Source organism: Pedococcus sp. P2_D9 (genome assembly GCF_056404275.1).
The window spans coordinates 75,209-88,922 of sequence record NZ_JBFUEI010000005.1 but is presented as its reverse complement, the minus strand read 5'-3'; the positions used below and the strand labels follow the sequence as shown (position 1 = coordinate 88,922).

The following is a 13,714-nucleotide window of genomic DNA, read 5'->3' as shown; positions in this document are numbered from 1 at the left end:
TCCTCTCGTTCGCCCTGGCCGGGACGCTCGCCCAGCCCAGACGTTCGCCTAGCCCCGACGTTCGGCGCGCCAGTCCTGGATGCGATCCACGGGTCGGCGTAGGAGGCGTCCTACGGCGGCACGGCGCTCGCGCCACTCGATCAGGCCGTCGGTGGGCCACCAGGCAGCGCGGAGCCGGTCCTTGCGTCTGCGCACACCGGAGACTGCCTTGACCACGGTGTGGGTGTCGGCACGGATGTCGGAGATGGTCGCCCCGGGAGGGGCGTAGCGCGAGCGTTCCACGCCGGTGACCACCCGGTTGAGTGCCTCCGTCTGCTCCCCCTCGAGGTAGGCCTCGCGCTGGTAGAAGCGACCGGCCTGACGCGGGGTGCTGCCCCGTGGAGGGATCACGCCGAGGTCGCCGATCCGTTCGATCATGGCCTGCCACTCGATCTCGACGCGGGTCGACTCGTCGGGCGCGTGCCGCAGCCGGCGGCGCAGCCGACCACGGGCGGCGAGTGGCACGGCGAGCGACCCGAGGACCCCGCCGAGCAGTCCGAGCACGATCCACAGCGCGGTGGTCCGGGTGCGCGATCCGAACCAGCCGCCGAAGTCGGAGCCGCTGCCGTTGGTGTTGGCCGGGTCCGTGGCACCCGGGTCGTTGCGGTCGCCGGGGCGGGTGGGGCTCCCCGTCGCACCACCCGTGGCGGTGTTGGTGGCGGCGTTGCCGCTGCCGGGGGTCGTGGGGGCGAGCGAGTAGGACGGGGCGACGGTGTTCTGCGTGCCCGAGGGGGTCGGTTCGAACCGAAGCCAGCCGATGCGGTCGAAGAAGAGCTCGGGCCAGGCGTGCGCGTCGGACGAGCGCACCGTGTAGGTGCCGCGGTCGGCGGTGCCCGGCAGGAACCCGATCGCCATGCGGGCCGGGATCCCGGCTTCGCGGGCCATCATGACCATGGCCGTGGCGAACTGCACGCAGTAGCCGACCTTCGACTTCAGGAAGAGGGTGATGGCATCGGGCCGCACCTCCTGGCCGGACGCGTCCTTGACCGTGGTCGGCAGCTTGAGGGAGTAGCTGAAGCCCCCGTCCGCTCGGAGGTACTTCTGGATTGCGCGCGCGGCCTCGATGCGTGAGGCGTTCTGCGGGACGATGTCGCTGACGAGCTGGCTGACGATCTCCTGCGAGGCCGGGTCGACCTGCAGGTCGTCCCGCAGGAAGCTGCCGCTGGCCCCTTGCCGGCTCTGGGCCAGCGACTCCTGCGTCGGGTTCAGTGCGAGGTAGGAGAAGCTGTAGGACCGCACGGCCCGGGTGACCGTGGCGACCGAGGTGTTGCGGTCCAGGCCCCAGGTCGCGCGGCCGAGGTCGGCGGACACCAGCGGCGTCGGCGCGGCGATCTGGGGCGCCTCGATCCGGGAGTTCTCGACGGACACGCGGTAGGTCTCCCGCGGGACCTCGGGGGCCAGGTCGGGTGGCGGATCGAGGGTGGTGCGACGGCCGTAGTCGACGTCGTCGGGGTCAGGTCGCCAGTTGTCGGCGATGTAGGTGTCGAGCACCCCGACGCGCAGCGGCGTCAGGATCGCGGCGTTGGTGGTGTAGCTCAGAACCGGTGCCTTGGACGGGCTGGTGAGGCTCTTGGTGAGGTCGAGGGTCGACTTGAGGCCGATCTGACCGTCGCTGAAACCGGTGGCCCCGCTGGACCGGCCCAGGCCGTCGATGAGGTAACGCGTCGGGAAGTGGGGGATGACCACGGGAACGACGATGGCTGCCGCCAGCCCCGCGACGGCCAGGGTCCGGCCCACCGCGGCATACCCGTAGGCGCCGTCGCGGTCGTCGGAGTTGCGCGTGCCCGTGGTGCTCATCGGCACGGTGGTGCTCCACCGTCGCAGCGAGGCGATGCCCTGGCGTCCGAGCATGAGCAGCCACAGCCCACCGGCCGCGACGAAGAACATCGGGTGCAGGGAGTCGCCCGAGTTGGAGGCGGAGATCAGGTAGGCGGTGAGCAGCGGAAGACCGGCCAGTGCGGGGGAGCGACGCATCACGGCCAGGTGGTCGACGACCATGGCCACGACGCCGATCGCGAGGCCGATGGCCAAGGTGATTCCGCGGTTGGTGGGGGCGGGTGCGGCATAGTTCTGGATCGTCTCGCGAGCATCGACGAGGAGGTTGTTGAAGGCCAGCACCATGTCAGGGGTGGGCAGCCCGTGCCAGAGGTGGCCGCGGCCGAAGACCCAGGCCGCGGCGAGGACGACCCCGGCGAGCTGGGCGGCGGCGATGGCGACCCAGGAGCTGGTGACCATCCGGAAGACGATCCCGATGACGACCACCGCGAAGCCCATGGCCAGCATCGGGCGGATCCACGTGTTGGGCGTGAACAAGGTGGTGAGCGGCCAGGCGACCACGGCGGAGGCGGCTCCGGCGATCACGGAGTCCGCAATGCGACCGCGGCTCATGCCACACCCACCCGGCTCGTCGTGCCGGACAGGACGCCCCACACGGAGGGGAGGTCGTCGCCGGCGCCCACGACAGCCACGGCCCACCCCGCGCCGCGCAGCACTGGTACACAGGTGAGCTCGTCGGCGGTCCCTGCCCGGCTGCGCCGCGTCGTGGTGAACCCGTCCGGGTCCAGCACGATGGCCAGGGCCGTACCGCCGGGCTGGCGCAGTGAGGCAACACGGCGGGCCAGCTCCTCGTCGAGGTCGGTCACCACGGCGAGGATGAGTCCGCCGGGCGCCGTCACCGGGTGGGCGGCCTGCAACACGTCGGCGAACTGGTCGTCCGACCCGGTCTCGGCCATGGCCAGCACGTCCAGGAGCGGGTCGACCTCCATCGCGGTGGCCGCTCGGCTGTCCTCGGCGGTCTCGTCGCTGATGAGGTGCACGGCATACCCCTGGTCGAGGAGGTGGGCGGCCACGGAGGCGCACGCGGTCACGGCCCACTCGAACGAGCCCGAGGTGCCCGAGCCGTGGTGGCCACGGGCGCGGGAGTCGAGCACGATCGCTGCACGCCGGCGCGCGGGGCGGTCCTCCTGACGGACCATCAGCTCGCCCGTCTTGGCCGTCGCCGGCCAGTGGATGCGGCGCAGGTCGTCGCCATCTCGGTAGGAACGGATGGAGACGTCGTCCTCGCCGTGGAGGGCGACCATGTGCGGGATCGCGCCCTCGGCGCCCACTCCGCTGCCCGGGGGCTGGCCGCCTCCGAGCGGGACGATCTTGGGCAGGACGAGGATGTCGCTGGATCCGGAGATCGCGGCAACCCTGGTGCTCAGGCCGAAGGGATCGCGCAGGCGGACGCCGAGGGGTCCGAGGCGGTGGCGGCCCCGGACGTGCGATCGCACCGAGTAGTGCACCTCCTGGCGGTCGCCACGGCGCAGCCTCGGCACGACGAACCGCGGCCGGTCACCGAGGGCGTAGTCCAGCTGCTCCTCGGCCATCAGCAGGGGACTGGCGGCGCCCCCGGCGTTCTCGATGCCGAGCGTGACCAGGGACTGCTCGTCGACCTGGATCCGACCCGGCACGGCGGTGCGCTCCAAGGCGAACCGCAGGTCGTGGCGCCGCATGAGCAGCCCACTCAGGAGGGGCAACGCCACGAGCAGCACCCCGATGCGGGTGAGGTCGGTGAAACCGAGCCCAGTTCCGCACAGCACCAACGTGACTCCCGCGGCGACGAACGCTCGCCCGCGGGTGGTGAGCAGGTCGCGAACCCGACGCACGGCGCGCCTCAGCGACCGGCAGCGGGGACGGGCACTCGGCGCATGAGGTCCTGCAACACCTCACCGGTGCTGCGCCGGGCCAGCTGCGTCTCGCCGGTGGGGATGATGCGGTGGGCGAGGACCGGGAGCACGATGGCCTGCACGTCGTCGGGCAGCACGTGGTCGCGGCCCTCCAGTGCCGCGTGGGCGCGGGCAGCGCGCAGCATGTGCAGGCTGGCCCGCGGGGAGGCGCCCAGCCGCAGCGCCGAGCTGGACCGGGTGGCCGCTGACAGGTCGACGACGTACTGCTTGATGGCGTCGCTGGTGAAGACCGAGCGGACCGCCCGGACCATGGCCGAGACGGTGGCGGCGTCGGTGACCGGGCTGAGCGTCTCCAGCGGAGACACCTGTCCGTGGCTGTCGAGCATCGCCACCTCGGCGCGCGCCGAGGGGTAGCCGAGGGAGATGCGCGCCATGAAGCGGTCACGCTGGGCCTCGGGCAGTGGATAGGTCCCCTCCATCTCGATGGGGTTCTGGGTGGCCATCACGATGAACGGCTTGGGGAGGTCGTAGGTCTGGCCGTCGACCGTGACCTGTCCCTCTTCCATCGACTCCAGCAGGGCCGACTGCGTCTTGGGCGAGGCGCGGTTGATCTCGTCGCCCACGACGACGTTCGCGAAGATCGCGCCCGGACGGAACTCGAAGTCGCGCACGTCCTGGTTGAACACACTCACGCCAGTGATGTCGCTCGGCAGCAGGTCGGGGGTGAACTGCACCCGTCGGACGGAGCAGTCGATCGACCGCGCGAGCGTCTTGGCGAGCATCGTCTTGCCGACGCCGGGGACGTCCTCGAGGAGCAGGTGTCCCTCGGCGAGCAGGACGGTGATGGCGGTGTGCACGACGTCCGGCTTGCCCTCGATCACCGTGTTGATGGCGCGGGCGAGACGTCCGGCGACCTCGGTGACCTGCCCCAGTGACGCGGGGGACCCCGCGGGGAGCGAGAGCAACGTGTCGGGCTTGGTCGTGCCCACGGGTGTTGGCCTTGCCTGGTCCTCGTGCCTGCCTTGCACCGGCTGTCCTTCCGTCGTCCCCATGGCCGCCACGTTGCGCCCCTCCGGGTGGTCGATCGATCTTCCCCCACATCGCACCACCAAAGAAGGGGGTATGCCGTCTCGTGACCTCTCGTGGCGGCTGCAGGGGGTCGTTCGGCGCCGCGCAGCCGCCGGATCGGTGTCCCCGAGCTCACGCTGCCCCGTGGTCCGGGTGGTCGGGGGTGCACGGGGGTGCCCGGGAGGGCCAATTCGCCGATGTGCTGTCAGATCCGCACCACTTTCCACCACCGACCTGACCTGCAGAAATATCGTGATTGCCTCGCAAATTGTGGGGAAAGTGAGGTAGTGGTGGCCGATCGTGGAGTAAAGTGGGGGAAACCAGAGGGCCGTGGGGTCCTCGGACGGGTCGGCAGGGGAGGTGGGCGCGATGTTTCTCGGTACGCACAGCCCCCGACTCGACGACAAGGGCCGCCTCTTCCTCCCCGCGAAGTTCCGCGAGCGGATGTCCGACGGCCTGGTGGTGACCCGGGGCCAGGAGCGGTGCCTCTACGTCTTCCCGATGGACGAGTTCCTCAAGGTCACCCAGCAGATGCAGGCCGCGCCGACCACGAGCAAGGCCGTCCGTGACTTCACCCGCGTCTTCCTGTCCGGCGCCTCGGACGAGGTGCCCGACAAGCAGGGTCGCGTCACGATCCCCGCCAACCTGCGGGCCTACGCCGGCCTGACCCGCGAGTGCACCGTCATCGGTGCGGGTTCCCGGGTCGAGGTCTGGGACACCGACAGCTGGAACACCTACCTCGAGAGCACCGAACAGGGCTTCTCCGACCAGTCCGAGGAGGTCATCCCCGGACTCCTCTGATCCCCGAGCTCGCTGACCGTCGGCCCCTGCAGCCAGGTCTCCAGCCGCTTCGCATCCCGGGACGACTTCCCCCGCCCCGGGCCGCATCCCTTGAAGCGGATGGGGACCTGACCGCAGGGCCTCCGCACCACCACAGCAACCACCACCAGCACCAGCACCAGCACCAACACCGCAGCACCCAGCACGATCCCACCGCACCACCAGCACCGTCCCGCAGGAGATGTCGATGAACGCACGAGGAATGGCCGCAGACCGGCACATTCCTGTGCTCCGCGACCGCATCGTCGAACTGCTCGCCCCGGCCCTCACGGAGCCCGGAGCGGTGTACCTCGACGGCACCCTCGGGATGGGCGGGCACGCACAGGCGATCCTCGAGCGCTGTCCGAACGCGCACGTCGTGGGCATCGACCGCGACCAGGAGGCGCTCGCGCTGGCCGCCGAACGCCTTACTCCGTATGCCGCGCAGGTCACCTTCGTCCACGCCGTCTACGACGAGGTGCCGCGGGCCCTCGCCGAGGCCGGGGTCGACCACGTGGACGCCTCCCTCTACGACCTGGGCGTCTCCTCGCTCCAGCTCGACGAGACCGACCGCGGCTTCTCCTACAGCCAGGACGCCCCGCTGGACATGCGCATGGACCAGTCCACAGGCCTGACCGCCGCCGAGGTGCTCAACACCTACGACCCGGCAGCGCTCGAGACGGTGCTGCGCGAGTTCGGTGAGGAGCGGTTCGCCCGCAAGATCGTCGGCGCCATCGTCCGCGAACGTGAGCAGGCACCGTTCACCACATCGGGTCGGCTCGTCGAGCTGCTGAAGAAGGTCGTCCCGGCGGCCTCCCAGAAGAGCGGCGGCCACCCGGGCAAGCGCACCTTCCAGGCCCTGCGCATCGAGGTCAACGCCGAGCTCTCGGTGTGGGCCGACGCCCTCCCGCGGGCGATCGACGCCCTGGCCGTCGGTGGCCGCATCGCAGTCCTGTCCTACCACTCGCTCGAGGACCGCATCACCAAGCGCGAGCTCTCGGCCGGTGCCAAGGGGAGCAGCCCCCAGGGCCTGCCGGTCGAGCTGCCCGAGCACGCGGCATACCTGCGCCTGCTCACCCGCGGCGCCGAGGAGGCCAGCCCCGCTGAGCAGGCCGCCAACCCCCGATCCGCCTCGGTGCGCCTGCGCGCCGCCGAGCGCACCCGACCCACTGTCGCCACCACGAAGGGAAACAACCGATGAGCCAGCAGACTGCGACCGCGAGGGTCGCATCTCGGGCACCCGCCAGGAGGGTCGCGCCCCCGCAGCCCCTGAGGGTGGTTCCCGCGGCCGTCGGGCACCCGGGCAACGGCTTCTTTGCCGCGCTGTGCATGACCCTGCTCTGCGCGGGGCTGTTCGGCCTGCTCATGCTCAACACCGCCATGGCCGAGGGGTCGTTCACCCTGCACAACCTCCAGTCGACCTCGGGTGAGCTCGCCGACACCCAGGACGCCCTGACGCAGGCCATCGATGCCCAGCGCAGCCCGGCCAACCTCGCAGCCCGGGCCACCCGGCTCGGCATGGTCCCGGCCGACTCTGCCGCGTTCCTCCGCCTCTCGGACGGCAAGGTCCTCGGCGTGGCGAAGCCGGCGGCGAAGGACGGCGGCTTTACCGTGGTGACAGCTCCACAGGCGCCGTCGGCGAAGTCCGGTCCGGCCAGGAGCAGCAGTCCGGCGACGACCGTCACGAAGAAGGGGGATGTGACGACGACGACCGTGGTGGTCACCAAGCCCGACGGCTCGGTCGTGACCACGGTGACCAGCGTCAACGCCAGGACCACCACCACGACGAGCACGACGAAGACCAAGGCCCCGGCGAAGAAGCCGGCCACCACGCCCACCCCCGGCCGCTGACACCACGACTCGACCAGCACCACGACTCAACCAGCACCACCAGACGACCCCAGGACAGGACGAGAGGTACCCAGTGACGCAGACCCGAGGCAGCCGCCCCGGAGCCCCGCGCCCCACTGCGTCCTCGCGTCCTCGCGGCCCCCGCACCGGCGCGCCGAACCCCAAGGCAGGTCAGCCGCGCACAGAGACCGCGCGAAGCCAGCCAGGACCTCGCAAGGCCGCCAAGCCGGCAGCGCCCGCGCGCCCCGCCAGGGCGGCGAAGCCGAGCTCTCGCCCGGCGCAGCGCCCTCCGGCACCGCCGCGCCCGCCAGCCCGTCGCCGGGTCAGCCTCGGCGCCTCCAGCCCGCGCCGGCGGATGCGCACCATGACGATCGCGGTGCTCTTCATCTTCAGCATCTTCGGCGCGCAGCTGTTGCGGTTGCAGGGTTTTGACGCCTCGGCGGTGTCCAAGAACGCGCAGTCCTCGCGCACGGCGACCATTGCGCTGCCGGCCATGCGCGGCTCGATCACGGACCGCAACGGCACGATCCTCGCCTCGAGCATCGAGCGCCGCACGGTGACCGTCGACCAGACCGCGGTGCCGCAGTACGTCAAGACGGTGGACGGCGTGCGCAGCAAGGTCGGGGTGGCCGGTGCCGCCCAGGACCTCTCGCCGCTGCTGGGCATCTCCGTCGAGACCCTGACGGGAGAGCTCACGGGCAACGCCAAGTACCGGGTGCTGCAGAAGAACGTCACCCCGCTCAACTGGCGCAAGATCTCCGAGCTGGGGATCAACGGCATCTACTCCGAGGCCACCTCCGACCGTGTCTATCCCACCGCCACGGCCGCCTCGGCCCTGGTCGGCTTCGTCCAGTCCGACGGCACGGCCGGTGCCGGCCTCGAGGTTCTCATGGACAAGACCCTCAGGGGCAAGTCGGGCAAGACCATCTTCGAGCAGTCCCAGGATGGTCGGCCGATCCCCAACGCGCGGCAGGAGACGATCAACCCCGTGCCGGGCCGAGGGGTCCAGCTCACCATCGACTCCGACCTGCAGTGGTTCGCCCAGAACGCCGTCGCCCAGAAGGTCATCGAGACCCAGGCGCTGTCGGGCACGGTCGTCGTGGAGAACGTCAAGACGGGGGAGCTGCTGGCCGTCGCGTCGTATCCGACCTTCGACCCCAACCAGCCCGGCCAGTCGAGCGAGAACTGGACCAACAAGGCGTTCAACGATGTCTACGAGCCCGGGTCCACCGGCAAGGTGATCACCGCTGCAGCCGCTCTCGAGGAGAGTGTCGTGACCCCGTCGGACGTGGTCGAGGTCCCCAACCGGATCCACCGCGCGGGCACGGAGTTCAAGGACAGCCACGACCACCCGACCGAGTACCTCACCTTCGCCGGGGTGCTCGCGCAGTCCAGCAACATCGGCACCATCCTGGCCGGCGAGAAGGTCAAGGCGCCGACGATGTACGACTACTTCAGGAAGTTCGGTCTCGGCCAGACATCGGGGATGGGCTTCCCGGGTGAGGGTCCCGGCCTGCTGACCAACGTCAAGGACTGGAGCGGGTCGCAGCGCTACACCGTGCTGTTCGGCCAGGGCCTGTCGGTGAACGCGCTCCAGGCCGCCGGCGTCTTCCAGACCATCGCCAACGACGGCGTGCGCATCCCGCCGCGGATCGTGGCCGCCACCGGCGACGGCAAGGGCGGGTTCACCCCGGCCGCCAAGTCGGCACCGGTCAAGGTCGTCTCACCCGGGACTGCCAAGCAGGTGCGCGACATGCTCGAAGGCGTCGTCACCAAGGAGGGCACGGCGCCGGAGGCCAAGATCGCCGGCTACCGGGTGGCCGGCAAGACCGGCACCGCCGACCGGTACGACGCCCGCGTCGGCCACTACTCGGGCAAGACGGCGAGCTTCATCGGCTTCGCACCGGCAGACGACCCGGAGATCGTCGTCGCGGTGACCCTGCAACGGCCGATCAAGGGCTACTTCGGTGGTGTGGTCGCCGGCCCGGTGTTCCACGACGTCATGACCTATGCGCTGCAGGAGCTGCAGATCCCGCCCACGGGGACGTCGTCGCCGGTGGCCAAGATCCGCCCCAGCAAGGTCCCGGCCGCCAGCGACCTGAGCGTCATCCGCGACCGCAGGTCGGGCGCATCCAGCTCCTCCCGCTGAGGGTAGGCTCGCTGTCCGTGCCATCCCCCCGTCCGTCGTCCCCGCACGCGACCCCGCTCTCCGCCGTGGCCTCCCTCGTCGGGGGCACGCTGCTCGGTGAGGACCGCGAGGTCACAGGGGTGAGCCTGTCCTCCCAGGACGTCGTGCCCGGCGACCTCTACGCCGCCCTTCCAGGTGCCAACGCCCACGGTGCGAGGTATGCCGCGGGGGCGCGGGAGGCGGGTGCGGTCGCCGTCCTCACGGACGAGGCAGGGCTCGACGTCCTCGACGCCGAGGGCGTGCCGGACCTGCCCCGCGTCGTCGTCGAGCAGCCACGCAGCATCGTCGGACTCGCGGCCTCCCTCGTCTACGCCACCGGCAACCTCCCGCTGCAGATGTACGGCGTGACGGGGACCAACGGCAAGACCACCACGGCCTACCTCGTCAACTCGGCCCTCACGGCGCTCGGCCACACCACCGGCCTGATCGGCACCGTCGAGACGCGCATCGGCGACGAGCGGGTCAAGAGCGTCCGCACGACACCGGAGGCCACCGTGCTGCACGCACTGCTGGCGGTGATGTCCGAGCGGGCCATCGACTCCTGCGTGATGGAGGTGTCGAGCCACGCCCTGAGCCAGCACCGGGTGGACGGGGTGGTCTACGACGTCGCGCTCTTCACCAACCTCTCGCAGGACCACCTCGACTTCCACGCCACGATGCGTGACTACTTCCTGGCCAAGGCAGGGCTCTTCACCCCGCAGCGCTCCCGGCGCGGGATCGTGTGCGTCGACGACGAGTGGGGTCGCGAGCTGAGCACCCTGGCCACGGTGCCCGTCACGACGCTGACCTCCCTGGCTGACGTCGACGCGGATTGGCGGGTCGTGTCGGACGAGCAAGACCCCTCCTCGTTCACGCTGTCCGATGGGGTGACGACGCTTCACCTGCGATCTGCCCTGCCCGGCGACTTCAACCGCGTCAACACGGCGATGGCGGCACTCGCCCTGGTGGCTGGGGGGATCGAACCGCAGGAGGCCGAGCGGGCGCTCCTGGTCGACCCGCACGTCCCCGGCCGGATGGAGCGGGTGGACGTCGACCTCGCCACCCCCGCCGACCTCGGCCTGCCGCTCGTGGTGGTCGACTACGCACACACCCCCGACGCGGTCGCCGCAGCGCTCAAGGCGCTGCGTCCCGCGACGACCGGTGCCCTCGTGGTCGTGCTGGGCGCCGGTGGGGACCGAGACCGGGGCAAGCGCGCCGCCATGGGACGCGCGGCAGCGCTGGGAGCCGACGTCGTCGTCGTCACCGACGACAACCCCCGGTCCGAACCTCCCGAGGCCATCCGCGCCGCCGTGCTCGAAGGCGCGCGAGAGGCGGGGACGAACGCCCTGCTCCTCGACGTCGACGGGCGGGCAGCGGCCATCGCCGAGGCCGTCCGTGCGGCCCACGACGCCGGACCGGGGAGTGTGGTCGCCGTCGTCGGCAAGGGTCACGAGACGGGACAGGAGATCGCCGGCACCGTGTACCCGTTCGACGACCGCGACGAGGCACGTCAGGCCCTGGATGCGCTGACCGCGGCCCGTCGGACACAGGGTGGTGGCAGCCGATGATTCCGTTGTCGCTCAAGGAGATTGCCGAGATCACGGGCGGCCGGCTTGAGGGTCTGGACGACACCGCGGCAGCCGCGCTGGTCATCGACGGACCGGTCGTCACCGACTCTCGCGAGGCCGGAGCGGGCGGCCTCTACGTCGCCCGCATCGGTGAGCAGATGGACGGCCACCAGTTCGTCTCCTCGGCCGCGGGACTCGGGGCCGTCGCGGCGATGACGACCAGGCCGGTCGACGACCTCCCGTGCGTCGTCGTCGAGGACATCCAGGCCGGCTTGGCCTCGCTGGCCCGTGCGGTCGTCGACAGGCATCCCGACCTGACGGTCATCGGCATCACGGGCTCCTCCGGCAAGACCTCGACCAAGGACCTGCTCGCCAGCGTCCTGTCGGGCGTGGCGCCGACCGTGGCGCCCGTGGGTTCCCTGAACTCCGAGGTCGGCGTGCCCCTCACGGTCTTCCGGGTGACGCCGCAGACCCGGTTCCTCGTGGTCGAGATGGGTGCCCGGGGGGTTGGTCACATCGACTACCTCACGCGAATCGCCCCGCCCAGCATCGGGATCGAGCTCAACGTAGGCACCGCCCACGTGGGGGAGTTCGGCTCTCGCGAGGCGATCGCCGTCGCCAAGGCCGAGCTCGTCCAGGCCCTGCCCCCCGGTGGGCTCGCCGTGCTGAACGCGGACGACCCGGTCGTGCGCGCCATGGCATCGAAGACCACCGCCCGCGTGCAGCTCGTCGGCACGGGACCCGAGGCCGACGTCCGCGCGACCGAGATCACCCTCGACCAGCGGGGTCGACCGTCCTTCGCCGTGGCCGCGCCGGAGGGCAGCGCCCGGGTCACCCTCCCGCTGCACGGCGAGCACCACGTCGGCAACGCCCTGGCCGTCGTCGCGACAGCGCTCGAGTGCGGGATGGCCCTCGCCGACATCGTGGCAGCCCTGGCCACAGCGGTGCCGGCGTCACGCTGGCGGATGGAGGTCACCGAGCGTCCCGACGGCGTGACCGTCGTCAACGACGCCTACAACGCCAACCCCGACTCGATGCGAGCGGCCCTCAAGGCACTGGTGGCGATGGGTGGCGGCCGCGGCCACGACGACACCACGCCGGCACGCCGCACGTGGGCGGTTCTCGGGTCGATGCTCGAGCTCGGCGAGGACTCGACCACGGAGCACGACGCCATCGGGCGACTCGCGGTGCGGCTCAACATCTCCCGGCTCGTCGTGGTGGGTGACACCGCCCGCCCGATGGCGACCGGGGCGCAGCACGAGGGGTCCTGGGGCGACGAGGCCGTGTGGGTGCCGGATGCCGACGCCGCCTACGATCTGCTGGCCGAAGAACTTCGGCCTGGTGACGTCGTGTTGTTCAAGTCCAGCCGTGATGCCGGACTACGGTGGCTCGGAGACAGACTGGCCGGCAGCGGCGCAGCCAACAGCGAGGAGGGCACGACGTGAAGGCGGTGCTGCTCGCGGCCGTCATCTCCCTCGTGGGCGCGCTCTTCGGCACCCCGATGTTCATCAAGTTCCTCGTCCGCCGCGGCTACGGCCAGTTCATCCGCGACGACGGCCCGACCTCGCACCACACCAAGCGCGGGACGCCCACCATGGGTGGCGCGGTCATCATCGGGTCCAGCCTCGCGGCATACGGCCTCGCGCACCTGCTCACGGGCACCCCGCTGACCTGGAGCGGAGTGCTCGTCCTGTTCCTCATGGCAGGACTGGGGCTCGTCGGGTTCCTCGACGACTACATCAAGATCTCCAAGCAGCGCAGCCTCGGGCTCCGGTCGCGCGAGAAGCTCATCGGCCAGACCCTGGTCGCCGTCGTGTTCGCCGTGCTGGTGCTTCAGTTTCCTAACAGCAAGAACCGCACCCCGGGCTCGACGCACATCTCGTTCGTGCGGGACACCGGGTTCGACCTCGCGTTCGCCGGCACGCTGCTCGGGCTGATCCTGTTCATCATCTGGGCCAACATCATGATCGCGGGCACGTCCAACGGCGTAAACCTCACCGACGGGCTCGACGGCCTCGCGACCGGAGCCTCGGTGATGGTGTTCGCGGCCTACGTGCTCATCGGCATCTGGCAGGGCAACCAGAACTGCCAGAACACCCCCGGTCTCAAGTGCTACGAGGTGCGCGACTCACGAGACCTTGCGGTCGTGGCCGCCGCGGCCATGGGGGCGTGTTTCGGGTTCCTGTGGTGGAACGCGTCGCCGGCCAAGATCTTCATGGGCGACACCGGATCCCTCGCGCTCGGCGGACTGCTCGCCGGACTGGCGATCACCACCCGCACCGAGCTGCTCGTCGTCATCCTCGGCGGCCTGTTCGTCGCGATCACGCTCTCGGTCATCATCCAGGTCGGCTCGTTCAAGCTGACCGGCAAACGCGTCTTCCGCATGGCGCCGTTGCAGCACCACTTCGAGCTGCTCGGGTGGAACGAGGTCACCATCGTCATCAGGTTCTGGATCATCGCCGGGCTGTTCGTCGCTCTCGGCCTCGGCCTGTTCTACGCAGAGTGGGTCGTGGGCGCGGCGTGAGCACCGGACC

11 protein-coding genes are annotated in these 13,714 nt (G+C 70.7%); 7 read left to right on the top strand and 4 right to left on the bottom strand.

Going from position 1 to position 13,714, the window contains the following annotated elements; genetic code table 11:
- Positions 1 to 48 precede the first annotated feature (48 nt).
- Genes AC1DXJ_RS10540 through AC1DXJ_RS10530 form a run of 3 tightly spaced genes read right to left on the bottom strand, consistent with a single transcriptional unit; the run spans position 49 to position 4,759 of the window.
- Positions 49 to 2,427, bottom strand: coding sequence for a transglutaminase TgpA family protein (locus tag AC1DXJ_RS10540; RefSeq protein ID WP_477613321.1), 2,379 nt, complete (start codon positions 2,425 to 2,427; stop codon positions 49 to 51).
- Positions 2,424 to 3,686: a DUF58 domain-containing protein gene (locus AC1DXJ_RS10535; RefSeq protein WP_477613320.1), complete on the bottom strand. Its 1,263-nt coding sequence runs from the start codon at positions 3,684 to 3,686 to the stop codon at positions 2,424 to 2,426. The genes AC1DXJ_RS10540 and AC1DXJ_RS10535 overlap by 4 nt, the downstream gene beginning before the upstream one ends.
- A gap of 8 nt (positions 3,687 to 3,694) precedes the next feature.
- Positions 3,695 to 4,759 (bottom strand): AAA family ATPase, encoded by a 1,065-nt coding sequence (locus AC1DXJ_RS10530; protein WP_477613319.1) that lies wholly within the window; start codon positions 4,757 to 4,759, stop codon positions 3,695 to 3,697.
- 385 nt (positions 4,760 to 5,144) lie between these two features.
- On the opposite strand from AC1DXJ_RS10530, the gene mraZ reads away from it, so the two are divergent.
- The 3 genes from mraZ (at position 5,145) to ftsL (ending at position 7,445) form a co-directional block, all read left to right on the top strand.
- Positions 5,145 to 5,576 carry a division/cell wall cluster transcriptional repressor MraZ gene (gene mraZ / locus AC1DXJ_RS10525; RefSeq protein WP_477613318.1) on the top strand — a complete coding sequence of 144 codons (432 nt, stop codon included), beginning with the start codon at positions 5,145 to 5,147 and terminating at the stop codon, positions 5,574 to 5,576.
- A 226-nt stretch (positions 5,577 to 5,802) separates the two neighbouring features.
- On the top strand, positions 5,803 to 6,795 hold the full coding sequence (gene rsmH / locus AC1DXJ_RS10520) for a 16S rRNA (cytosine(1402)-N(4))-methyltransferase RsmH (RefSeq protein ID WP_477613317.1): 993 nt from the start codon (positions 5,803 to 5,805) through the stop codon (positions 6,793 to 6,795).
- Positions 6,792 to 7,445 carry a cell division protein FtsL gene (gene ftsL / locus AC1DXJ_RS10515; RefSeq protein ID WP_477613316.1) on the top strand — a complete coding sequence of 218 codons (654 nt, stop codon included), beginning with the start codon at positions 6,792 to 6,794 and terminating at the stop codon, positions 7,443 to 7,445. The genes rsmH and ftsL overlap by 4 nt, the downstream gene beginning before the upstream one ends.
- Before the next feature lie 171 nt (positions 7,446 to 7,616).
- Here the strand turns inward: ftsL and AC1DXJ_RS10510 are convergent, their stop codons facing one another.
- Positions 7,617 to 7,832 (bottom strand): hypothetical protein, encoded by a 216-nt coding sequence (locus AC1DXJ_RS10510; RefSeq protein ID WP_477613315.1) that lies wholly within the window; start codon positions 7,830 to 7,832, stop codon positions 7,617 to 7,619.
- Between AC1DXJ_RS10510 and AC1DXJ_RS10505 the strand changes: the two genes are divergently transcribed.
- Genes AC1DXJ_RS10505 through mraY form a run of 4 tightly spaced genes read left to right on the top strand, consistent with a single transcriptional unit; the run spans position 7,810 to position 13,704 of the window.
- Positions 7,810 to 9,594 carry a peptidoglycan D,D-transpeptidase FtsI family protein gene (locus AC1DXJ_RS10505; protein ID WP_477613314.1) on the top strand — a complete coding sequence of 595 codons (1,785 nt, stop codon included), beginning with the start codon at positions 7,810 to 7,812 and terminating at the stop codon, positions 9,592 to 9,594. The two genes, AC1DXJ_RS10510 and AC1DXJ_RS10505, sit on opposite strands and share 23 nt — an antisense overlap.
- A gap of 17 nt (positions 9,595 to 9,611) precedes the next feature.
- On the top strand, positions 9,612 to 11,180 hold the full coding sequence (locus tag AC1DXJ_RS10500) for a UDP-N-acetylmuramoyl-L-alanyl-D-glutamate--2,6-diaminopimelate ligase (RefSeq protein ID WP_477636914.1): 1,569 nt from the start codon (positions 9,612 to 9,614) through the stop codon (positions 11,178 to 11,180).
- Complete coding sequence (locus tag AC1DXJ_RS10495; RefSeq protein WP_477636913.1) at positions 11,177 to 12,625, top strand: UDP-N-acetylmuramoyl-tripeptide--D-alanyl-D-alanine ligase; 1,449 nt, start codon at positions 11,177 to 11,179, stop codon at positions 12,623 to 12,625. The genes AC1DXJ_RS10500 and AC1DXJ_RS10495 overlap by 4 nt, the downstream gene beginning before the upstream one ends.
- Positions 12,622 to 13,704: a phospho-N-acetylmuramoyl-pentapeptide-transferase gene (mraY, locus tag AC1DXJ_RS10490; RefSeq protein WP_477613311.1), complete on the top strand. Its 1,083-nt coding sequence runs from the start codon at positions 12,622 to 12,624 to the stop codon at positions 13,702 to 13,704. Before AC1DXJ_RS10495 ends, mraY begins: the two co-directional genes overlap by 4 nt.
- Positions 13,705 to 13,714 lie beyond the last annotated feature (10 nt).